The organism is Pseudomonas sp. 20-5 (assembly GCF_056782835.1).
Map to the genome: position 1 here is coordinate 1,263,470 of NZ_CM165584.1, position 20,991 is coordinate 1,284,460.

The 20,991-nt window shown below is 65.4% G+C and carries 18 protein-coding genes; 9 read left to right on the forward strand and 9 right to left on the reverse strand.

The window, feature by feature from the left end:
- Nucleotides 1-118: 118 nt before the first annotated feature.
- The 3 genes from AC1RB9_RS05965 to AC1RB9_RS05975 are packed head-to-tail and all read right to left on the reverse strand — an operon-like array spanning nucleotide 119 to nucleotide 3,385.
- On the reverse strand, nucleotides 119-1,054 hold the full coding sequence (locus tag AC1RB9_RS05965) for a LysR family transcriptional regulator (protein WP_003092728.1): 936 nt from the start codon (nucleotides 1,052-1,054) through the stop codon (nucleotides 119-121).
- A 6-nt stretch (nucleotides 1,055-1,060) separates the two neighbouring features.
- A complete protein-coding gene (xseA, locus tag AC1RB9_RS05970; protein ID WP_003113813.1) occupies nucleotides 1,061-2,440 on the reverse strand; it encodes an exodeoxyribonuclease VII large subunit in 1,380 nt (459 codons plus the stop codon).
- A 36-nt stretch (nucleotides 2,441-2,476) separates the two neighbouring features.
- Complete coding sequence (locus tag AC1RB9_RS05975; RefSeq protein ID WP_003137872.1) at nucleotides 2,477-3,385, reverse strand: LysR family transcriptional regulator; 909 nt, start codon at nucleotides 3,383-3,385, stop codon at nucleotides 2,477-2,479.
- 107 nt (nucleotides 3,386-3,492) lie between these two features.
- Here AC1RB9_RS05975 and AC1RB9_RS05980 point away from each other — a divergent pair, with 107 nt between their 5' ends.
- Nucleotides 3,493-4,275 (forward strand): sulfite exporter TauE/SafE family protein, encoded by a 783-nt coding sequence (locus AC1RB9_RS05980; RefSeq protein WP_003113815.1) that lies wholly within the window; start codon nucleotides 3,493-3,495, stop codon nucleotides 4,273-4,275.
- On the opposite strand, the gene AC1RB9_RS05985 is transcribed toward AC1RB9_RS05980, so the two are convergent.
- The 4 genes from AC1RB9_RS05985 to AC1RB9_RS06000 form a co-directional block, all read right to left on the reverse strand.
- On the reverse strand, nucleotides 4,260-5,402 hold the full coding sequence (locus AC1RB9_RS05985; protein ID WP_003113816.1) for a class II histone deacetylase: 1,143 nt from the start codon (nucleotides 5,400-5,402) through the stop codon (nucleotides 4,260-4,262). The genes AC1RB9_RS05980 and AC1RB9_RS05985 overlap by 16 nt on opposite strands.
- A gap of 29 nt (nucleotides 5,403-5,431) precedes the next feature.
- Nucleotides 5,432-6,589 (reverse strand): MFS transporter, encoded by a 1,158-nt coding sequence (locus AC1RB9_RS05990; RefSeq protein WP_003453730.1) that lies wholly within the window; start codon nucleotides 6,587-6,589, stop codon nucleotides 5,432-5,434.
- A 12-nt stretch (nucleotides 6,590-6,601) separates the two neighbouring features.
- Nucleotides 6,602-7,498: a transporter gene (locus AC1RB9_RS05995; RefSeq protein ID WP_003453727.1), complete on the reverse strand. Its 897-nt coding sequence runs from the start codon at nucleotides 7,496-7,498 to the stop codon at nucleotides 6,602-6,604.
- A 134-nt stretch (nucleotides 7,499-7,632) separates the two neighbouring features.
- On the reverse strand, nucleotides 7,633-8,610 hold the full coding sequence (locus AC1RB9_RS06000; RefSeq protein ID WP_003119304.1) for a helix-turn-helix transcriptional regulator: 978 nt from the start codon (nucleotides 8,608-8,610) through the stop codon (nucleotides 7,633-7,635).
- 263 nt (nucleotides 8,611-8,873) lie between these two features.
- Between AC1RB9_RS06000 and guaB the strand changes: the two genes are divergently transcribed.
- The 4 genes from guaB (at nucleotide 8,874) to AC1RB9_RS06020 (ending at nucleotide 15,466) form a co-directional block, all read left to right on the forward strand.
- A complete protein-coding gene (gene guaB / locus AC1RB9_RS06005; protein WP_003092702.1) occupies nucleotides 8,874-10,343 on the forward strand; it encodes an IMP dehydrogenase in 1,470 nt (489 codons plus the stop codon).
- Between the two features lie 79 nt (nucleotides 10,344-10,422).
- Nucleotides 10,423-12,000 (forward strand): glutamine-hydrolyzing GMP synthase, encoded by a 1,578-nt coding sequence (gene guaA, locus AC1RB9_RS06010; protein ID WP_003105901.1) that lies wholly within the window; start codon nucleotides 10,423-10,425, stop codon nucleotides 11,998-12,000.
- Between the two features lie 286 nt (nucleotides 12,001-12,286).
- A complete protein-coding gene (locus tag AC1RB9_RS06015; protein ID WP_003453723.1) occupies nucleotides 12,287-13,864 on the forward strand; it encodes a glucosamine inositolphosphorylceramide transferase family protein in 1,578 nt (525 codons plus the stop codon).
- Between the two features lie 639 nt (nucleotides 13,865-14,503).
- Nucleotides 14,504-15,466, forward strand: a complete 963-nt coding sequence (locus AC1RB9_RS06020; protein WP_003453720.1) for an SDR family NAD(P)-dependent oxidoreductase — start codon at nucleotides 14,504-14,506, stop codon at nucleotides 15,464-15,466.
- Here AC1RB9_RS06020 and AC1RB9_RS06025 read toward each other — a convergent pair.
- Nucleotides 15,463-16,002 carry a hypothetical protein gene (locus AC1RB9_RS06025; protein WP_162404107.1) on the reverse strand — a complete coding sequence of 180 codons (540 nt, stop codon included), beginning with the start codon at nucleotides 16,000-16,002 and terminating at the stop codon, nucleotides 15,463-15,465. The genes AC1RB9_RS06020 and AC1RB9_RS06025 overlap by 4 nt on opposite strands.
- Here AC1RB9_RS06025 and AC1RB9_RS06030 point away from each other — a divergent pair.
- A complete protein-coding gene (locus AC1RB9_RS06030) occupies nucleotides 15,938-16,666 on the forward strand; it encodes an MFS transporter (protein WP_003453717.1) in 729 nt (242 codons plus the stop codon). The genes AC1RB9_RS06025 and AC1RB9_RS06030 overlap by 65 nt on opposite strands.
- A 51-nt stretch (nucleotides 16,667-16,717) precedes the next feature.
- Here the strand turns inward: AC1RB9_RS06030 and AC1RB9_RS06035 are convergent, their stop codons facing one another.
- Entirely contained in the window at nucleotides 16,718-17,632 is a 915-nt protein-coding gene (locus tag AC1RB9_RS06035) for an AraC family transcriptional regulator (RefSeq protein ID WP_003162432.1), read from the reverse strand.
- A 190-nt stretch (nucleotides 17,633-17,822) separates the two neighbouring features.
- On the opposite strand from AC1RB9_RS06035, the gene AC1RB9_RS06040 reads away from it, so the two are divergent.
- From AC1RB9_RS06040 to tadA, 3 genes are all read left to right on the forward strand, one after another.
- Complete coding sequence (locus AC1RB9_RS06040; protein WP_003453713.1) at nucleotides 17,823-18,818, forward strand: NADP-dependent oxidoreductase; 996 nt, start codon at nucleotides 17,823-17,825, stop codon at nucleotides 18,816-18,818.
- 162 nt (nucleotides 18,819-18,980) lie between these two features.
- On the forward strand, nucleotides 18,981-20,372 hold the full coding sequence (locus AC1RB9_RS06045) for a multicopper oxidase family protein (RefSeq protein WP_003092698.1): 1,392 nt from the start codon (nucleotides 18,981-18,983) through the stop codon (nucleotides 20,370-20,372).
- On the forward strand, nucleotides 20,363-20,911 hold the full coding sequence (gene tadA / locus AC1RB9_RS06050) for a tRNA adenosine(34) deaminase TadA (RefSeq protein ID WP_003124122.1): 549 nt from the start codon (nucleotides 20,363-20,365) through the stop codon (nucleotides 20,909-20,911). Before AC1RB9_RS06045 ends, tadA begins: the two co-directional genes overlap by 10 nt.
- The last annotated feature ends 80 nt before the right edge of the window (nucleotides 20,912-20,991 follow it).

Below are 20,991 nucleotides of genomic sequence, written 5' to 3' on the forward strand. Positions count from 1 at the left end.
GGATCGGCGGCACTTCTTGTCGGGGCGCGGGGCCGGGTGCTCGCACGAAAGCGAAGCAACGCTAGCCGTTGTCTCGTTGACTATTCAAGTCCGGACGTGATGCGAAAAAGGCAACGCCTCAGCGCTGCGAGAGCCCGGGCGCGTCGCCGCTGAAGAAGCGCATGCCGCGGCGCAGGTGTTCCAGGCAGGCGATCGCCGCCACGGTCAGCTCGCGGCCCTTGTGGCTGACGATCCGCGCGCGGGCGTCGCGCAGCGCCGGGTGGGCCAGCGGCAGGCAACGGATATGCCCGGCCTCGATCTCGTGGCTGACCGTCAACTCCGGCATGAAGGCCACGCCGATGCCGGACTTGACGAAATTGGTCAGCACCGCCACCGAGTTGGTGCGCAGCTTCGGCCTTAGCTCGATGCGCTCCAGTTGGGCGGCGATCACCGCCAGTTGGCCCATGCCGGTGCTGTTGTGGATCAACGCCAGCGACTCGTTGCGCAGCGCGCGCATCGGCACCGCGCCGCGGTGTCCGGCGAGGGCATGGTTGGCGGGGATGATCAGGTCGAGGGGCTGGCGGGTGTCGACGTGCACGTCCAGTTCGCCGTCCTCGACCGGGGCGTAGACCAGGGCCAGGTCGACGGCGTCTTCCTTGACCAGCGCCACGCCTTCGTTGGCCCCGGCCATGCGGACCTCCAGCTCGATGCCGGGGTAGCGCAGGATGAAACTCTGCAATGGCTGGGAGATCAGGTCGGCGATGAAGCCCTCGCCGACCGCCAGGCGCACCTTGCCCTGGCGCAGCCCCTGCAGGGCCGACAGACGCGACAGCACGCCCTCTTCGTTGGCCCGTTGCTGGCGGTAGTGCGCCACCAGCAGCTCGCCGGCCTCGGTAGGCGCCACGCCTTGCGGGGTGCGTTGCAGGAGGCGCACGCCGAGATGTTCCTCCAGGCTGGCGAGCTGCCGGCTGATGGCCGAGGGGTCGATGTTCAGGTGCTGGGCGGCGCGGCGAAGAGAACCGTGGTGGATCACCTCGTTGAGGTAGGCCAGGGCGCGCTGGCTGAGGCGGATCATCGCGGCTCAGTCCAGCAGCGACAGGGTCACCGGCGTCCGGTGGTTGTCCTCGACCCGCACCTCCAGTTCGCCTTCCGCCAGGCGCGCCTTCAGGCGCTGTCCCGGCTGGGTCTGGCCGGCATCGCGGATCGCCCGGCCACGCTCGTCGAGGAGGATGCTGTAGCCGCGGCCCAGGGTCGCCAGCGGGCTGACCACGTTGAGCGTCTGCGCCAGTCCTTCGAGGCGCTGACGACGATCCTTCAGTACCTCGCGGGCGGCGCGCGGCAGGCGCGCGGCGAGGCTGTCGAGCTTCTGCCGGAGCAGCGCCAGGGTGCGGCCCGGATGCTGTGCGGCGAGACGTGTCTCCAGGCGGACCAGGCGTTCGTGGCGGACCGCCAGCTGGCGCTCGAAGGCACGGCGCAGGCGCATGTCCAGGTCGTCCAGGCGCTGCGCCTGCTGACGCAGGCGTTCGCCGGGATGGCGCAGGCGGCGGGCGACGCCTTCCAGGCGCAGGCGTTCGCGCAGCAACTGGTCGCGCATGCGCAGCACCAGGCGCCGGCGCAGGCCGTCGAGACGCTGCTGCAGGTCGCCGGCGTTGGGCGCCAGCAGTTCGGCGGCGGCCGAAGGCGTCGGCGCGCGCACGTCGGCGACGAAGTCGCTGATCGATACGTCGGTCTCGTGGCCGACCGCGCTGACGATCGGCGTGGCGCAGGCCGCCACGGCGCGCGCCACCGCTTCTTCGTTGAAGCACCAGAGGTCTTCCAGGGAACCGCCGCCACGGGCCAGGATCAGCGCGTCGAAGCCCTGCCGGTCGGCCAGTTGTAGCGCGCGGACGATCTGCGCGACGGCCTCGCGGCCCTGCACTGCGGTGGGCACCAGGGTCAGCTCGACCTGCGGTGCGCGGCGGCGAAACACGCTGATGATGTCGCGGATCACCGCCCCGCTGGGCGAACTGACGATACCGATGCGGCGCGGATGGGCGGGCAGCGGACGCTTGCGTTCGCTGGCGAACAGGCCTTCGCCGGCGAGTTTTTCCTTCAATGCCTCGAAGGCCAGGCGCAGGGCGCCGTCGCCGGCCGGCTCGACGGTATCGGCGATCAACTGGTAGTCGCCGCGTCCCTCGAACAGCGAGATCTTTCCGCGCACCTTTACCGCCAGCCCGTCGCGCAAGGCCTGGCGTACGCGCAGGGCGTTCTGCCGGAACAGCGCGCAGCGGATCTGCGCGTTGCTGTCCTTGAGGGTGAAGTAGACATGTCCGGAGGCCGGCCGGGCGAGGTTGGACAGCTCGCCCTCGACCCATACCTGCGGGAACACGTCTTCCAGCAGCAGGCGGGCGCGCTGGTTCAGTTGGCTGACGGTCAGCACCTCGCGATCGAGGCCGAGCCGTTGGAAGGGATCGTTACGCATGGGCGGCATGATAAGGCGGCGCACCGGGATGTGCGATCAATCCTTGGCTTCGTTCGGCAGATTCTCCAGGAAATATTCGACGAAGCCTTCCACCAGGGGACTATCGTCGCGTCGCCAGGCCAGCGCCACCTCGCTGTATGCCTCGGCCTCGGCCAGAGACATGAAGCGCACGGCGGGCGGTGCGATGGCGCGCATCGAGGCGGGCACCAGGGCGACGCCGAAGCCGGCCTCGATCAGTTGCAACTGGCTGGTCTTGCGCGACAGCGCGCGCGCCGGGCGTGGGTAGAAACCGGCGCCGAGGCAGAGTTCGGCGGCGCGATAGCTGAGGCCGCCGCGTTGCAGGTGGGGAATGGAGACGAAGGTTTCTCCGGCCAGGGCGGCCAGGGCCACGGGGGCTTCACGGCGGGCCAGCGGATGGTCGGCGGCGAGAGCCAGGAGCAACGGCTCGCGGTACAGGGCGCGCAGGTGCAGCCGGGGATGCTGGCGCAGCACCGGCAGGCGCAGCAGGCCAAGGTCCAGGCGTCCTTCGGCGAGATCGGCGAGTTGCTGCTCGGAGGATTGCTGGGTCAGTTCCAGGCGGACGCCGCTCTGCGCCGCGAGGTAGCCGCGCAGCGCCGCTTGCAGGCCGCCCACCAGCGGCACCGAGCTGGAGTGCCCCAGGCGCAGCAGGCCATGGCCGCCTTCGCCGACCTCGCGAGCCAGGCGCCGGGCGGCCTCCAGGTCGCCGAGCAGGCGCTGCGCGCGTGGCAGGAAGGCGCGACCGGCCGGCGTCAGCTCGACCTGGCGCGGACCGCGGCGGAGCAGTGGGGTGCCGATGCTGTCCTCCAGTTCGCGCACCTGCCGGCTGAGCGCCGACTGGGCGACGAACAGGCGTTCGGCGGCACGGCTGAAGCCGCCGGACTCGACGATTTCGACGAAGTAATGGAGTTGCCGCAAAGAGATCATCGGAAGATTACCCATGCCTTTTCGAGATGGCTACAGGGCTCGGATTGTATTGGCTGGCGCGCCGTTGCGCTCGCTAGAGTGCGCAGGTCGTCGTTCCGGGAGTCGCCATGTCCTCGCTCGATCCGTCAGTCCTGTTCGCCGCCCTGCCGTTCAGCCTATGGCAATGGCTGCTGGTCGAACTGGCCATCGTCCTCGCCTATGTGGTGTTCGGCATCGCCGGCTTCGGCACCGCGCTGGTCGCCGGCCCGTTGCTGGCCGGGGTGCTGCCGCTGTCGCAGATCATTCCGCTGCTGGTCCTGCTGGATTTCAGCGCGTCGTTCGGCAACTGGCTGCCGGCGCGGCGGCAGATCGCCGTCACTGAGCTCAAGCGTCTGCTGCCCTGCATGCTGCTGGGCTGTGCGCTGGGGGCGTACGGACTTCTGGCGCTACGCGCGGAGCTGCTGATGCTGGCCCTCGGCGTGTTCGTCAGTCTCTATGCGCTCTACGCGCTGTTCCTCCAGCCACGCGGCCAGCCGCGCTGGCGGGCGACCTGGGCGTTGCCCTTCGGTGTCTTCGGCGGGCTGTTCGGCGCGTTGTTCGGCAGCGGCGGCTTCCTTTATTCGCTGTACCTGAACGGACGCCTGGCGAGCAAGGAGCAGATGCGCGCCACCCAGAGCGCGCTGATCGGTTGTAGCACCTTCGTCCGCCTGGGGCTGTTCCTGCTCGCCGGGCTGTATGCCGCGCGCGAGCCCTGGCTGCTCGCCGCCTGCCTGCTGCCGGGCATGGCGCTGGGCCTGTGGATCGGCCGTCGGGTGACCCTGCGTCTGTCGCGTGAAGCCTTCGTCCGCCTGGTCACCTGGCTGGTGCTGTGCAGCGGCCTGGCGCTGGTCGGGCGCTACCTGGCCGCTTGAAGCGGCTGCGCCGGGCACAGGCCGAACTGTGCGGCCAGCTCTTCGAGGCGCTGGCGCTGGAAGTCGCGGAACGCCGCGTTGGGCTGCTGCAACTCGATGAAGTCGCGCAGCGGGTCGCGCACCGCGCTGCGCACGCCGCTGAGTTCTTCGATCACAGCCAAGCCGCAGAACGGCACGTAGGCTTCCGAGTAGCCGCCTTCGTGGACCACCACCAGGCGTCCGCCGGCATGCCGCTCGGCCGCGTCGCGGACCATCGCGGTCATCGCCCGGAAGCTGTCGCTGTGCAGTTGCATGCGTGCCAGCGGGTCCACCGCGTTGGCGTCGAAGCCACTGGCGACCACGATCAATTGCGGGCGGAAGCGCTCCAGCGCTGGCAACACGATGCGTTGCATGGCCTGCATGTAGGCGTCGTGACCGCCGCCGGGAAGCAGCGGCACGTTGAGGTTGAAGCCACGACCGCGATCCTCGCCGATGTCTTCGGCGCCGCTGTAGCCAGGCGGGAAGCAGCCGTCCTGATGCAGGGAAATGCTCAGCACGTCGTCGCGCCGGTAGTAGATCGCCTGGGTGCCGTTGCCGTGGTGGACGTCCCAGTCCAGCACCGCGACCCGCTCGACGCCGTGGCGCGCCTTGGCCGCCTCGATGGCCACGGCGATGTTGGCGAAGAAACAGAAGCCCATCGCCTGGTCCGGCAGGCAGTGATGACCTGGCGGCCGCGACAGCGAGTAGGCGTTGTCCGCCTCGCCGGCGAGCACCGCGTCCAGCGCGGCGATGGCCAGGCCGGCGGAGAGCCGGGCGATCTCGTAGCTGCCCGGGCCGATCGGCGCGTCCTGGCCGAGGCTGCCGCCGCCGGCGTCGCTCAACGCCTTGAAGCGTTCCAGATAGTGCGCCGGATGCACGCGCAGCAGGTCCTCGTCGCTCGCCGGCGGTGCGCTGCGCAGTTGCAGGCGGGCGGTCAGGCCGGACACGTCGAGCAGGCTTTTCAGCCGGCGCTTGGTTTCCGGTGATTCGGCGTGTCCGGCGGCGGCAGGCGGTTGCACCCAGCCGCCGACCGGCAGGGTCAGCGCGTGCGGGCCGGCGGCATGCCAGAGGCAGAGTTCGTCGAAGAAGAAAGCGGTACGTCGGGTCATGGCGGGTATCCGTGGTTCGGGAAAGGGTTTCAGCGTGGCCGGCAGGCCAGGGCCAGCAGCAGCGAGAGGGCGGCCAGGCCGGCGGCGATCGGCAGCAGCGGGAGGAAACCGCCGCTGCCTTCGATGAGTCGTCCTGCCAGCGCCGGGCCGATGGCTAGCCCGCCGCCGATGACCAGGTTGGAGGCGTTCATCAGGCGGCCGGAGCGGTCCAGGTCGGCGAGGCAGGCGAGGATGAACGGCAGGGCGAAGGTCCAGGTGAACTTGAACAGCAGCGCGGCCAGGGCGAAGCGCGCCAGCGGCGGCTGGCCGATCAGCAGGAGGATCGCCGCGGCCATCGCCATGTAGCCGCCGAGCAGCATCAGGTCGCGCGGCAGGCGGTTGCCGATGAAGGAGGCGCAGGCCGCCCCGGCGATGCCCATCAGGGTGGCGACGGCGAGTACCTCGCCGCTGGCGCCGGCACCGATCCCCGCGCCTTCGGCGATGGCGCCGATGAAGGTCCAGACGCCGCTGAGGCTGATATAGAAGGTGAGCACGGCGAGGATACCCAGCCCGACCCGCAGTCGCGAGTGAACCGCGCCGGTACTGGCGCGGGCTTCCGCTGGCGGGCTGCCACTGGGGAAGGCCCGCGACAACGGCAGGGCGAGGCCCATCAGGCCGGCCAGCAACAGGTAGCAGGCGGCCAGGCCGAAGCGTTCGAACAGCGCCGGCAGCAGTGCCAGGCCGACGGCGCCGACCACCAGTTGGCCCATCACCCAGAGCCCGTAGACCCGGCTCGGGGTGGCGGTGCTGGCGGCGCTGGACAGGCAGAGGATCATCAGCGAGCCGCCGGCGAGGGCGCTGCAGAAACGCAGGGCGAGCAGCAGCGGGTAGCTGCCGGCCAGCGCCGAGGCCAGGTTGGCGGCGATGAACAGCAGGCCGGCGAGCAGCGCCGCGTGGCGCCAATCGACGCGTTTCAGCCAATGGAAGGCCGGCAGCGTCGCCAGGCTCATGGCGCCCAGCTCCACCGAAAACAGGTCGCCGACCCGCGCCGGGCTCAGTTGCCACTGGGCCGCCAGTTGCGCGGCGACGGCGGGGGCGGTCATCAGGATGGTCGGGGTGATCGCGGCGAACACCACGATGGCCGCGAGCAGCGCGAGGTTGCCGGACGCCGGAGAGGCGCTGGCGAGAGTCTTGTCGGAAGCGTTCATGGCTGCGCCCCCTCAGAACACATGGACCAGGCGCAACAGGGCCTGGCTGCCATGGAACGCATTGTCGGTGGCGACGTTGCGCGAGAGACCGAACATCAGGCTGTTGCGCCGGTCCAGCCAGTGGCCTAGCTCGAAGCCGAGTTGGGTGTAGCGCTGGTGGGTGTCGTCGAGGGTATGGCCCTGCAGCTTCAGTTCGCCGCCATCGGCGTGCACCAGTTTGAGGGCGCCGTAGGTGCTCTGGCTGAAGTCGTAGGAGGCGAAGGCCTGCAGGCGATAGAGCGGTTTCTGTTCCAGGTCGCTGCCGAAGTAGTCGTCGTTCTTCGCGTAGAACTGCGCTTCCAGGTTGGCTTCCAGCACCCAGTCGCGGCCGATGCCCTGGGTGTAGTTGTAGACGAAGGTGGCGCCCCAGCGGTTGGCGCCGGGCGAGACATCGGGGTTCTTCGCGTGGTACTCGCCCAGCGGCAGGGTGATCAGGGTCAGCAGGCCGCTGTAGCGGCGCCGTTCCGGGTCGTTGACGAAAAACAGGGTGCCGCCGACCTGGGGATCGCCGAAACCGGTCTCGCCGGTATGCCCGGCGCTGCCGGGCAGGCGCGCATCGATGTCGACGAAGGGAATGATGAACTGCGGCGTGCAGAGAGTGCCGCAGATGTCGCTGAAGAACACCTGGCGGTAGGCCACCGCGTTGGTCTTCAGTTCGGCCTTGCCGTTGCGATCGGCCGGTCCGTGGAACTCATGGGCGCGGGTCGCCGGCAGGTAGAGCACGCCGAGCGTGGTGCCCGCCGGGGCGCCGAAGAAGTCGCGGGCGTTGAGGTCGGCGGCGCCGGCTTCGGCGCCCAGCAGGAGCTGGATGCCGAGCAGCGCGAGGGCGCTGGCGGTCGGTGCGGCCATCGAGGCGGTGCGGTGGGTCATGTGTCGGTCTCCCCGGTCGTTGTGTGCCCGGCGTTCGTCGCGCCGGTGGTGGTTGCGCCTTTTCGCAGGCGAAAGGGCGCCCATGCCGCCCTTGGCGGGGCGGTCGAAGCGGTGATGGCAGGGGTGGAGGGCTGTCAGCCAGGCGGGAACTGGTGCAGCAGGTGGGCGATGCTCGCCTTGTCGTTGACGCCGAGCTTGGAATAGATGGTGCGTATGTGATGGCGCACGGTGTTAGGCGCCAGGCCGAGGTCGCGGGCGATCTGCTTGTAGGTCTTGCCTTCGCTGAACAGCAGGGCGACGTCGCCTTCGCGATTGCTCAACTGTTCGATCGCGCTCGGTTGCCGCGCGGTGAGCAGGTAGAGGTCGCCGACCTGCCGCGAGTCGATCACCAGACGCGCATCGCGATAGCCCTGCGGGCTGGTTTCCTCCGGCAACTGCGGACCGGTCCAGCCCGGCCAGGCGCCGAGCAGCAGGTCGACGAAGCCGCGTTCGGCGCAATGCAGCACGCCGTAGCGGTCGCATACCGCCATGGCCAGAGCCTGGCGTTCGAGGGATTCGCGCAGGGCCACCAGGGTACGGATCTGGTTGGCCGAGACGGCCGCGGCCAGGTGCGCCGAGAGTTGCCCGAGGAGCAGCTTCTCCTGGTCCGCGAAGGGCGGGCCGCCAGGCGTGCGATAGAGGGCGACATGGTCGCTGAGGCGGGTGATCGGATCGACGTGGATCACGCAGAGCAGCTCACCGATGTCGTGACGTGCGCCAAGCCAGCGCAGCCCGGCGGTGGCCTGCATGTCGACGGCCACGGCGGTGCCCGGGCGGGCGTGTACCAGTCCGACGGTGATGTCGTCGTGGCTGATCGATTTCCAGTCCTCGACATAGTGCTCTTCGAGGTTGAACAGGTGTGCGCTGTGCTCCACCGGCACGCCGTCGATCAGCGCCGCGCGGCCCCACCAGGCACGCTGGAACGGCACCAGTTGCTGCAGACGTTCCAGCGCGGTGCGATGGAAACGCTCCAGGGTCTTGTCGCGCGCCAGCCGGTTGATGTCCAGCACGGCGGCGCCGAACGCCGCGAGCAAGGCTGCGGATGACGAATGCGGGTCAGTGCTCCCTTTCATTCTCTCCCCCGTCCCACTTTTATAGTTCTTGGAATCGGCGTCCCGCCGCCTGGGCGGTCGCTGGGTGACGTACGCAGTATCCGGCCATCCGCCGCCGCGCTGCCATCCTGCAAATGCGGGATAGGACAGGCGGAACGGGGCCTGGCGGGCGCCTTGCAAGATATTTGCCCATTCGCCGTTTTCGGCGATCAACTGCGTTGAGCGGAAGCCCGTGGCTGGGTATAATGTCGCGCTTCCATTTTTCCCGTCTGGGAGCGCCCGCCATGCTGCGAATCAGTCAAGAAGCCCTGACTTTCGACGACGTCCTTCTGATCCCCGGTTATTCCGAAGTCCTGCCCAAGGACGTGAGTTTGAAAACTCGCCTGACCCGCGGCATCGAACTGAACATCCCGCTGGTATCCGCCGCGATGGATACCGTGACCGAAGCCCGCCTGGCCATCGCCATGGCCCAGGAAGGCGGCATCGGCATCATCCACAAGAACATGGGCATCGAGCAGCAGGCCGCGGAAGTCCGCAAGGTCAAGAAGCACGAAACGGCCATCGTCCGCGACCCGGTCACCGTGACCCCCTCGACCAAGATCATCGAACTGCTGCAGATGGCCCGCGAGTACGGCTTCTCCGGTTTCCCGGTGGTGGAGCAGGGCGAGCTGGTCGGTATCGTCACCGGTCGCGACCTGCGGGTGAAGCCGAACGCCGGCGATACCGTCGCCGCGATCATGACCCCGAAGGACAAGCTGGTCACCGCCCGCGAAGGCACCCCGCTGGAAGAGATGAAGGCCAAGCTCTACGAGAACCGCATCGAGAAGATGCTGGTGGTCGACGAGAACTTCTACCTGCGTGGCCTGGTGACCTTCCGTGACATCGAGAAGGCCAAGACCTACCCGCTGGCGTCCAAGGACGAGCAGGGCCGCCTGCGCGTCGGCGCCGCCGTCGGCACCGGCGCCGATACCGGCGAGCGCGTTGCCGCGCTGGTCGCCGCCGGGGTCGACGTGGTGGTGGTGGACACCGCCCACGGCCACTCCAAGGGCGTGATCGAGCGTGTGCGCTGGGTCAAGCAGACCTTCCCGGACGTCCAGGTGATCGGCGGCAACATCGCCACCGCCGAGGCCGCCAAGGCCCTCGCCGAGGCTGGCGCCGACGCGGTCAAGGTCGGCATCGGCCCGGGCTCGATCTGCACCACCCGCATCGTCGCCGGTGTCGGCGTGCCGCAGATCTCCGCCATCGCCAACGTCGCCGCCGCCCTCGAAGGCACCGGCGTACCGCTGATCGCCGACGGCGGCATCCGCTTCTCCGGCGACCTGGCCAAGGCCATGGTCGCCGGCGCCTACTGTGTGATGATGGGCTCGATGTTCGCCGGTACCGAGGAAGCGCCGGGCGAGATCGAGCTGTTCCAGGGCCGTTCCTACAAGTCCTACCGCGGCATGGGTTCGCTGGGCGCCATGTCCGGCTCCCAGGGCTCGTCCGACCGCTACTTCCAGGACGCCTCCGCCGGCGCCGAGAAGCTGGTGCCGGAAGGCATCGAGGGTCGCGTGCCGTACAAGGGTGCCCTGTCCGCCATCGTCCACCAGCTGATGGGCGGCCTGCGCGCCGCCATGGGCTACACCGGCAGCGCCGACATCCAGCAGATGCGCACGCAGCCGCAGTTCGTCCGGATCACCGGCGCGGGCATGGCCGAGTCCCATGTCCACGACGTCCAGATCACCAAGGAAGCCCCCAACTACCGGGTTGGTTGAGGCTGATTGAAATGAGTGCTGCACGGGGCTGTTCGATTCAGCCCCGTGTCGTTTTCGAATTCCGTAGCGAGAGATGGCCATGTCCCAAGACATTCACGCCCACCGTATCCTGATCCTCGATTTCGGCTCCCAGTACACCCAACTGATCGCTCGCCGCGTGCGCGAGATCGGCGTGTATTGCGAAATCCATCCCTTCGACATGAGCAACGAGGCGATCATCGCCTTCGCGCCGCGCGGCATCATCCTCGCCGGTGGTCCCGAGTCGGTACACGAAGCCGACAGCCCGCGCGCGCCGCAGGCGGTGTTCGACCTGAAGGTGCCGCTGTTCGGCATCTGCTACGGCATGCAGACCATGGCCGAGCAGATGGGCGGCAAGGTGCAGGGCTCCGACCTGCGCGAGTTCGGCTACGCCCGCGTCGACGTGGTCGGCAAGGCGCGCCTGCTGGACGGCATCGAGGACCACGTGGACGACGACGGCGTGCTCGGCCTCGACGTGTGGATGAGCCACGGCGACAAGGTCACCGAGATGCCGGCCGGCTTCCACATCCTGGCCAGCACCCCGAGCTGCCCGATCGCCGCCATGGCCGACGATGCCCGCGCCTACTACGGCGTGCAATTCCACCCGGAAGTCACCCACACCAAGCAGGGCCTGCGCATTCTCTCGCGCTTCGTCCTCGACATCTGCGGTTGCGCCGCGCTGTGGACCCCCTCGAACATCGTCGACGACGCCATCGCCACCGTGCGCGCCCAGGTCGGTTCCTCCAAGGTCCTGCTAGGCCTCTCCGGCGGCGTGGACTCCTCGGTGGTCGCCGCGCTGCTGCACAAGGCCATCGGCGACCAACTGACCTGCGTGTTCGTCGACAACGGCCTGCTGCGCCTGCACGAAGGCGACCAGGTGATGGCCATGTTCGCCGAGAACATGGGCGTGAAGGTGATCCGCGCCAACGCCGAGGACAAGTTCCTCGGCCGCCTGGCCGGCGTCGCCGACCCGGAAGAGAAGCGCAAGATCATCGGCCGCACCTTCATCGAAGTTTTCGACGAAGAAGCCACCAAGCTGCAGGACGTGAAGTTCCTCGCCCAGGGCACCATCTACCCCGACGTGATCGAGTCGGCCGGCGCCAAGACCGGCAAGGCCCACGTGATCAAGTCGCACCACAACGTCGGCGGCCTGCCGGAGGACATGCAGTTCGAACTGGTCGAGCCGCTGCGCGAACTGTTCAAGGACGAAGTGCGCAAGATCGGCCTGGAGCTGGGCCTGCCCTACGACATGGTCTACCGCCACCCGTTCCCCGGCCCGGGCCTGGGCGTGCGCATCCTCGGCGAGGTGAAGAAGGAGTACGCCGACCTGCTGCGCCAGGCCGACCACATCTTCATCGAGGAACTGCGCGCCTTCGACTGGTACCACAAGACCAGCCAGGCGTTCGTGGTGTTCCAGCCAGTGAAATCGGTCGGCGTGGTCGGCGACGGCCGTCGCTACGCCTGGGTCGTCGCCCTGCGCGCGGTGGAGACCATCGACTTCATGACCGCGCGCTGGGCGCACCTGCCCTACGAACTGCTGGAGAAGGTCTCGAACCGCATCATCAACGAGATCGCCGGTATCTCCCGGGTCACCTACGACGTGTCGAGCAAGCCGCCGGCGACTATCGAGTGGGAGTGAAGCCACTTCTTCCCTGGTGATTCATCCGAAAGACAACGGCCGTAAGGCCGTTGTCTTTTATGGCTCCGCCAAATGATGTCTGTATAGCGTTGGCTGGTGGTCCGGCAACTGTTTAACGGCCGTTTTACGGTTGAATCGGCCCGTCGATCATGAGATATACTGCTTCGCTTTAATGATGCTTTGCTAATTGTCATGGCAGCTTTTCAGTGAAAAGTGTCGGTTTCTCGGGGCTGTCGAAATTTCGCAGCATTTTTGGGGTTTCATTGTTTTAGAGGCGAGTTTCGGGATGAAAATAAAGGCCGCGTTGATTGTTGATGATCTTTCATTGAGTGAGTGGCAAAAGCGGGCGATTGAAGACTCTTCTGAGTATCTTGATATTCAATTGGTTCTCAGTTGTCGTAATAGCGCGACCAAGAAAAGTGTCATCAAGCATTGCGGGTATTATTTTCTCAATATTCTTTCCCTGAAGAATGATATGACTCGTCGAGTGCAGTTAGACTCTCGTGGCTCAGAAGTCATTCATTTCGATTCTGATTACGAAGGGGCCTGGCAGCGCATCCCGGAAGATGTCTGCGCCCGAATTCTGGATAAGGGAATAAAGCTGGTCATCAAGTTTGGCATGTCTCTGCTCCGCATCGATGGAGGATTGCAGAGGCTGGACATTCTTTCCTACCACCATGGCGATCCAGAGTACTACAGGGGGCGGCCCGCGGGCTTTTATGAGATATATGAAAATGCAGACAGCGTCGGGATCATAGTCCAGAAGCTCTCCAACAAACTGGACGCCGGCGAGGTCTTGGTGCGCGGGTACTCCAAGGTTCATCACCACTCCTACAAGAAAACCTCAAGAAACTTTTATCTGAATTCGGTCGTGCTGCTTCGCAAGGCGCTTGTCAATTACTCTCGGGGAGAGCAGGTGGTATTAGAAAAGCTGGGCAAAAACTACCGTCTGCCCAGCAATTTCACCGTCTTCAAGTTTTTCTGCAAGACTATCTTCCGGGGGCTTGCCCGGCTATCGTACGGGGCGTTTTTCGAAAAAAAATGGAATGTCGTTGCGCTTCCTTACAACGATATTCCTTCGTTGCAAGAATTGTCCGTCTCAGCAGGAAAGATTCCGAAGGTGGAGAAGGGGTATACTTTCTACGCCGATCCTTTCTTTAGTGCGGACGGTAAGCTGATACGTCTCGAAGCCTTGAATGCTAGCAACGGTCTGGGTGAAATCATTGAATTGAAGGCCCAGAGTCTTGACTTTTCACGTGTGATCTTGAAGGGGAATCATTTTTCCTATCCCTATTCGTTCGAGGCGTCTGGTGTCGAATATCTGATACCGGAAGTCGCCTCTCATTCCGCTCCCTGTCTTCTGCCTCCTCCTTTCGCTCTGGAGAGCAAGAAGCTATTCCAGGGAATGGAGGGTGAGCGGATTCTGGATGGCACGCTTTTCGAACACGGGGGCAGGTACTACCTGTTCTGCGGCCAGGCGGTATCAGGTTCGGACAACCTTTATCTTTATGTCGGCGAGAGCCTGGAAGGACCCTACACTTCCCATCCCTGTAACCCTGTGGTGATGAATCCCGGCTCCGCACGAATGGGCGGGCGTATCTTCAAGGAGGGAGGAAAGCTTTACCGGTTCGGTCAGAACAACTCCTATGGTTATGGAAGCAGTCTGGCCGTAAACGAAATCGAGGTGCTCGATCCAGAGCATTATTCGGAGAAGCGTGTAGCAAACCTGGCGTTCCAGGACGCACGCGGTCCGCATACCATCGACATTCATGGGCAAACCATGATCCTCGATTTCTACCAGGACAGATTTTCGCTTCTGGCGGGGTATCGCCGTTTGGTGGCCAGGCTGCTCAGCAGGGGCTGAGCCATTTCCGCGTCGCCAGCAAGTTACCCACGAACTGGGCGGAGCGACTACTGGTCGTAGAGACGCACATGGGGCAGGGTGGCCGACAGGTCGCCGTCTTCTATGTATGCGTCTTGGCAGGCCGGCGAATTTGTGATGTTAGCCATCGATTTTCTTCGCTCGGCGGCGGAAGCTTCTGTGGTTTTACCTATTCCCGAGCAAGCGAGGGAGCGGCTTCAACAAGCAAGTACAAGTCAGGCTCATGTCGAACGGTTATCCACCAAAGTATCGCTCTGATATTGATGGCTTGCGCGCAGTGGCGGTGCTTTCCGTCATTGTGTTCCATGCCTTCCCGGAAGTGTTCGGTGGAGTGACCTGCCCCCAGTTTTAGTACAGCTGCCTAGTTAGTAGGCCCTGGGGTTGATATCAATTTTTCCTGCTTCAGCTGCTGTTGGCGAGTTCGCCAACGTACAGCAAATTCTGCGCCGTCCCGTGCTTTTCTTGCAGCGGTGATGAAACAGCTGCTTACGGGATCGGACGATCTCGATAGGAAACTGGATTCCGCTGCATTCGGAATCCAGTTTTCCACTTCGATAATGACCCTCGTCCCAAGAGCCAGCGCTATCCGCCTGGCCGCTTCCGCATGCGAGGAGAGTTCTCATGGCTATCAGGCAAACCCCCATCAATTCGGGATTCGGAGCGAAAACGCAGGCCAGCGAGGTGATGGCGGGGCGAGACCTCTCCGGAAAGACCGCCATCGTGACCGGCGGCTACTCCGGTCTTGGCCTGGAAACCACGAAGGCGCTGGCCGACGCGGGCGCGCGGGTCATTGTTACGGCGCGCAGACCGGATGTGGCAAGGGAGGCGCTGCTCGGGCTCGACGAAGTCGAGGTGCAGGCGCTCGACCTGGCCGAGTTGGCCAGCGTGCGTCGGTTCGCCGAGGCCTTCTCCGCCTCGCGCCGTCGTGCCGATATCGTCATCAACAACGCCGGTGTGATGGCCTGTCCCGAGACCCGCGTAGGCCCGGGCTGGGAAGCGCAGTTCGCGACCAATCACCTTGGCCACTACGCCCTGGTGAACCTCTTGTGGCCGTCGCTCGCGGATGACGCGCGAGTGGTCGCCGTGTCCTCCGCCGGGCACCACTACTCGGCGATCCGCTGGGACGACGTGCAGTTCGAACGGGGCTACGACAAGTGGCTGGCTTATGCGCAGTCGAAGACTGCCAACGCCCTGTTCGCCATCCAGTTGGATGCGCTGGGTCGCGAGAGGGGTGTGCATGCCTTCGCATTGCATCCGGGCAGCATCGCCACACCGTTGCAACGCCATGTTCCACGGGCGGAGATGATCGCCCTGGGCTGGATGGACGAAGCCGGCAATCCGGCCAGCCCCGACACACTCAAGACCCCGCAGCAGGGGGCTGCCACCCAGCTGTGGGCTGCGACCTCTCCGCTGCTGGCGGGGATGGGCGGGCTCTACTGCGAGGATTGCGACATCGCAGGCATCGCGCCGGACGACTCGCGCACCCTGGCCGGCGTACGCGAGCATGCGATCGATCCGGAGCAGGCCCGCCGCCTCTGGAGGCTTTCGGCGACGCTCACCGGGATCGACGCATTCGCGTCCTAGTCGAGCACACGGAAGACGTCGCGGATACCGCGCTTTCTGTCCATCAAACAAGCACCGGGATCGATCGAATGACCTCCAGCAGCGTAGGGAAAGGTATTGCCATCTCCGGCATGTTCTTCATGCTCGGATTGTGTTTCGGGAGCCTCAGCTCCCGGATGGCCACGATAAAAGACGGACTCCAGCTTTCCGACGGGGTGTTCGGCAGTGCGCTTTTCGCCATGTCGGCCGGGGTGGTGCTCTCGTTGCCGGTATCCGGCTGGATGATCGCGAAGCTCGGCAGCAGAAACGTTGGAGTAACGGCGATTCTCGCGAACGCCGTTCTGCTGTTGTTGGTTCCCTTGGCTTCTAGCGTCTACCAGCTTGCTGCTCTGTTGTTCGTATCGGGGTTCTCCTATAGCGAATACCCAGGCAAGCCTGTCGGAGGCGCTCATCGGAAAGACCGAGTTACCGTTTTTCCACGGTATATGGGGGTTGGCGGGATTCGTCGGCGCCGGGTTCGGGGCGTTGATGATCGGGCAGGACTTTGCCTTGTCCACGCATTTCGGCGTGATATCGGTGATCGCCTTCCTGGCCGCCCTGGCCTGCTGGCGCTTTCTCCACGACCAGCCTGGCGCGGAGCGGGTCGGGCGGGCCTTCACGATGCCGGACAGGAGGCTTTTCAACTACGGGCTGATCGTTTTTTTCTCGATGGCCTGCGAAGGCATCATGTATGACTGGAGCGTCGTCTATTTCCAGGACGTGGTCTCGGCCGAGCGGCAACTGGTCGGAGTCGGCTTCATGGTGTTCATGGGCGCCATGACTGTCGGCCGGCTTCTGCTGAACCGAGTCGCCGACCGTTTCGGTACGCGCAGCACCTTGCAGTGGAGCGGGGGGCTCGCCTTGATCGGCATGGTCACGACGATCGCCTATCCGAGCCTGCTGGCGTCGATCATTGGCTTCTGCCTTGTCGGTCTCGGCATCTGTACCGTCATTCCGCTGGTGGCGGGGGCCGCCGCCCGCTCCTCGAGCATGGCGCCGAGTTCGGCTATCGCAGCCGTTCTGACGATCGGATTCCTGGGCACGTTGATCGGCCCGCCGCTGATCGGCTTTCTCTCCGAAGCGTTCGGCCTGCGTTATGCCTTCGGCGCGTGCGTGGTCCTGGCCATCGGGATCATCCTTCGGGCGGGAAAGATACCGTGGCAAGCTCCGTCGGTCGTTTGACCATGCGCTCGACCGCTCGGGGAACCTGCCGCATGGGCGGTTCGCCGAGCGCTATGCCCTGCTGGCCTGCCGGCTGCGATAGTCTCTGGGCGAGCATTTCATGATGCGTTTGAAGGCGTTGCTGAAGGCGCTGTCCGAGCCGTAGCCCAGGGTTTGCGCGATCGAGGAAATCGTCGCTTTGCTGTCGCGCAGGGCGCGAGCCGCCAATTGCATACGCCAGTGCGATACATATTCCAGCGGCGCCAGTCCCGCGGTTTGCTTGAAACGCAGGGCCAGCGTGGAGCGCGAGGTACCCGCTACGTCGGCCAGGCGCTCGACCGTCCAGACTTTGGCCGGCTCGGCGTGGATCGCCCGGATCGCCGCGCCTATGCGCGGATCGGACAACGCCAGCAGCCAACTGGGCGTGTCGCTGCCCTTGCCGGCGAGATAGAGGCGCAGCACCTGCGCCAGCATGATGTGGCCCAGGTGGTGAGCGATCAGCGCGCTACCGGGTGACGGGCAGGAAAACTCATGGGCCAGTCGGTGCAGCGCCCAGCTCAGTACGGATGCCTGGTCCGAATCGCTTTTCACGACGGTCACCGGAGGCAGCCCGTCGAACAGCAGGTTGGCTTCTTCGCCAAAGGCGAAGCGACCGCCGATCAGGAAACAATCCTCGCTTTCCCCATAGTGCGCGACGCCGTCAGGGGCATCTCGGTAGAGCAGCGTGGCGTCGGCGGCGGGAAGGGATAGATCGCTGCCGACCAGCAGCGGACTGCGGCAGGACACCAGAAAGCAGTCGCCCGCTTCCAGTCGGATCGGCTCTTCCATGCCGTCGGTGGCCAGCAGGCAAGCGCCACGGACTACCACGTTGAACTTCACACCTTCCGGTGCCGGAAAGCGGAGTGCCCAATCGCCGCCGGTCTTCAGGGCGCCGAAGGAGGAGTCCTGGCTGTTGACCAGGGAAAGGACTTCGGAGAGAGGATCCATTGATGCTGGACGATCGCGATAGAAGATAGGAGTTTTTTGCATTCTAAGTCCGGAGATGTTTTCTCACAATGAGATTGCATCAGGTTGCCATCGACTCGGAGAACAGCATGCACGACAGACAGTTTCACATGCCTCCCGCTTTCGGCGGTGAGGCCAGCGACAGTGTCGCTCTCGCGGCGGGAGAGAAGCGATGATCAACCGTCAGATCGTTCTGAGCGAGCTTCCCCGGACTGCGCTCGCTGTCCGGCATTTTCAGGGGCGGGAGGTGCGTTGTCCGGTTCCGGCCGACGGTGAGCTGTTGCTTCGTGTCCTGTACATACCGCTGGACGCCGCCAGCCGGGCCTGGATGCAAGGCGCGACCTATCGCCCCGGCCTCGTGGCCGGGGAGGTGATGGCGGGGTTGGGACTGGCCGAGGTGGTGGAATCGTGCTCGGCGTCGTTCCAGCCCGGCGACCTGGTCTGTGCCGAGACCGGCTGGCAGACTTTCGCGGTCGTGCCGGCGGCCGGGCTCATCAGGCTGCCGCGCCTGGAGCCCCTCACGCACCTGCTCAGCGTCTACGGCGTAGCAGGCCTGACGGCCTATTTCGGCCTTCTCGAATGCGTGAGGCCGGTGCAGGGCGAAACGCTGGCGGTGTCAGCCGCCGCCGGTGCCGTCGGCTCTATCGTCGGGCAGATCGCCAGGATCAGGGGCTGCCGTACTGTCGGCATTGCGGGAGGCGCCAGCAAATGCGCCTGGCTGGTTCGTGAACTGGGTTTCGACGCGGCACTCGACTACAAGACGGGGACGCTGGCCGATGACTTGCGGCGGACCTGTCCGGACGGGATCGACGCGTATTTCGACAACACCGGCGGTGCAATCCTCGATGCCTGTCTGCCGAACATGGCGGAGCATGGACGGGTCGCCTGTTGCGGCGCGATTTCGCAATACGACCTGGACCGACCCGCCGCCGGTCCTGCCGGGATCCCCGGGCTGCTCATCATCAAGCGCCTGACGTTGCGCGGATTCCTTCTTGGCGACTTTCTCGAGAGCAGAGAGCGGGCGCTCTCCGATCTCAAGGCATGGGTCGACTCCGGGCAGATCAAGGTATACGAGGATGTGCTCTACGGACTGGAAAGCCTGCCGGCGGCTCTGGTCGGCCTGTTGAATGGCGAGAACTTCGGCAAGCGCATCGTGAAGGTAGCCTGAGCGTAGTCCGCGACCAGCGATCCGCCGCTGGCGCTGGGGAGCTCTTTTGCTTGCTGCAGGTCAGCGGGAGTGTATTTGTTCCGAGCGAGAACTCGCCTTGTGGGCGTGGAAATGAGAAAATCTATCATTTCCCAGCCGCAGTACCGCGAAGGTGAAGGCTCCATGACATTTACCCGTAGACAAGTGCTCGGCGGCCTCGCCGGGCTGGCGGTGGTCGGCCTCGGCGCCGGCGGCGCGCGCTTCTGGCTGGCGCGTCCGCAGGTGGCGCAGGAGTACGACTACGAACTGATCGCCGCGCCGCTGGACCTGGAGATCGTCCCGGGCTTCAGCAGTCCGGCGCTGGCCTATGGCGGCCAGTGCCCCGGCGTGGAGTTGCGGGCGAAGCAGGGCGAGTGGCTGCGGGTGCGCTTCACCAACAGGCTGGACGAACCGACCACCATCCACTGGCACGGCATCCGCCTGCCGATCGAGATGGACGGCGTGCCGTACATTTCCCAGCCGCCGGTGCAGCCGGGCGAGAGTTTCATCTACCAGTTCAAGACCCAGGACGCCGGCAGCTACTGGTACCACCCGCACCTGATGAGCAGCGAGCAGCTCGGCCGCGGGCTGGTCGGCCCGCTGATCATCGAGGAGCGCGAACCCACCGGGTTCCGCCACGAGAAGGTTCTCTGCCTGAAGACCTGGCACGTGGACGAGCAGGGCGCCTTCACCCCCTTCAGCGTGCCGCGCCAGGCCGCGCGCGAAGGCACCCGCGGGCGCTATTCGACGATCAACGGCAAGCATGTGCCGACCATCGACCTGCCGGCCGGGCAGATTGTCCGGGTGCGCCTGCTGAACGTCGACAACACCGTCACCTACCGTCTCAACCTGCCCAACGGCGAGGCGAGGATCTATGCCATCGATGGCCATCCGGTGGAACCACGCGGCTTCGAGGGGCAGTACTGGATCGGCCCCGGGATGCGCCTGGAGCTGGCGCTGAAGGTGCCGGAAGCGGGCACCGAGCTGTCCCTGCGCGACGGGCCGGTACGCCTGGCGACGATCCGCAGCGTGGCCAGCGCCGAGGCACCTGCCGGCGACTGGCCGAAGCCGTTGCCGGCGAATCCGGTGAGCGAACCGGACCTGGCCAATGCCGAGAAGATCGGTTTCCGTTTCGAGTGGGTCGGGGCGATGTCCGATACCAGCGGCAAGAATCCCTATCCGTCGTTTTGGCAGATCAACGGCAAGGCCTGGGAAGGCGGCGAGGAGCACAAGCACAACGCGCCGCCGCTGGCCAAGCTCAAGGAAGGCCAGAGCTACATCTTCGAGCTGCGCAACATGGCGCAGTACCAGCACCCGATCCACCTGCATGGGATGGCCTTCAAGGTGCTGGATTCGGATCGCCGGGAGATCATCCCGTACTTCACCGACACCTACCTGCTGGGCAAGAACGAGACTGCCCGCGTGGCGCTGGTGGCGGACAATCCGGGCCTGTGGATGTTCCACTGCCACGTCATCGACCATATGGAGACCGGCCTGATGGGGACCATCGCGGTCGGCGAGGCCTGGTGCGGGTGACTAAGCTGATCAGCAACGGCAAGGGCTACCCGACGGTAAAAGGCGTGCGTCCGATCATCGATCGCAGCCGGGACCCGCATTTCATGCGCGAGGCCCTGGCAGAGGCGGAAAAGGCCGCGGCCCTCGGCGAAGTGCCGGTGGGCGCGGTCCTGGTGCGCGAGGGCGAGATCATCGGGCGGGGCTTCAACCGGCCGATCAGTAGCCACGATCCCAGTGCCCACGCCGAAATGCTGGCGATCCGCATGGCAGCGGCGGAGGCGGGCAATTACCGGCTGCCAGGCAGCACCCTGTATGTGACCCTGGAACCCTGCAGCATGTGTTCCGGACTGCTGGTGCACGCACGCATCCAGCGCCTGGTGTACGGCACGGTCGAGCCCAAGTCGGGCGCAGTGGAAAGCCGTGGGCGATTCTTCGAGCAGGAGCATCTCAACCATAGGGTCATGGTCGAGGGTGGCGTGCTGGCGGAAGAATGCAGCCAGACGCTCTCGGCGTTCTTCCGCGCGCGGCGCGAAGCGGCGAAGAAGCCTCGCGAAGACTGACGGATGTTTCTCTTTTCGAACGCTCCGGCTGAAACGTTAAAGCACGTCCTAGCCCCTTCCTCTACTTCAAAAGCCATCTG

Bases quoted from the DNA above. Each gene is read 5' to 3' on its own strand.
- AC1RB9_RS05965 (WP_003092728.1), bottom strand. From the start codon at position 1,054: ATGATCCGCCTCAGCCAGCGCGCCCTGGCCTACCTCAACGAGGTGATC.
- xseA (WP_003113813.1), bottom strand. From the start codon at position 2,440: ATGCGTAACGATCCCTTCCAACGGCTCGGCCTCGATCGCGAGGTGCTG.
- AC1RB9_RS05975 (WP_003137872.1), bottom strand. From the start codon at position 3,385: ATGATCTCTTTGCGGCAACTCCATTACTTCGTCGAAATCGTCGAGTCC.
- AC1RB9_RS05980 (WP_003113815.1), top strand. From the start codon at position 3,493: ATGTCCTCGCTCGATCCGTCAGTCCTGTTCGCCGCCCTGCCGTTCAGC.
- AC1RB9_RS05985 (WP_003113816.1), bottom strand. From the start codon at position 5,402: ATGACCCGACGTACCGCTTTCTTCTTCGACGAACTCTGCCTCTGGCAT.
- AC1RB9_RS05990 (WP_003453730.1), bottom strand. From the start codon at position 6,589: ATGAACGCTTCCGACAAGACTCTCGCCAGCGCCTCTCCGGCGTCCGGC.
- AC1RB9_RS05995 (WP_003453727.1), bottom strand. From the start codon at position 7,498: ATGACCCACCGCACCGCCTCGATGGCCGCACCGACCGCCAGCGCCCTC.
- AC1RB9_RS06000 (WP_003119304.1), bottom strand. From the start codon at position 8,610: ATGAAAGGGAGCACTGACCCGCATTCGTCATCCGCAGCCTTGCTCGCG.
- guaB (WP_003092702.1), top strand. From the start codon at position 8,874: ATGCTGCGAATCAGTCAAGAAGCCCTGACTTTCGACGACGTCCTTCTG.
- guaA (WP_003105901.1), top strand. From the start codon at position 10,423: ATGTCCCAAGACATTCACGCCCACCGTATCCTGATCCTCGATTTCGGC.
- AC1RB9_RS06015 (WP_003453723.1), top strand. From the start codon at position 12,287: ATGAAAATAAAGGCCGCGTTGATTGTTGATGATCTTTCATTGAGTGAG.
- AC1RB9_RS06020 (WP_003453720.1), top strand. From the start codon at position 14,504: ATGGCTATCAGGCAAACCCCCATCAATTCGGGATTCGGAGCGAAAACG.
- AC1RB9_RS06035 (WP_003162432.1), bottom strand. From the start codon at position 17,632: ATGGATCCTCTCTCCGAAGTCCTTTCCCTGGTCAACAGCCAGGACTCC.
- AC1RB9_RS06040 (WP_003453713.1), top strand. From the start codon at position 17,823: ATGATCAACCGTCAGATCGTTCTGAGCGAGCTTCCCCGGACTGCGCTC.
- AC1RB9_RS06045 (WP_003092698.1), top strand. From the start codon at position 18,981: ATGACATTTACCCGTAGACAAGTGCTCGGCGGCCTCGCCGGGCTGGCG.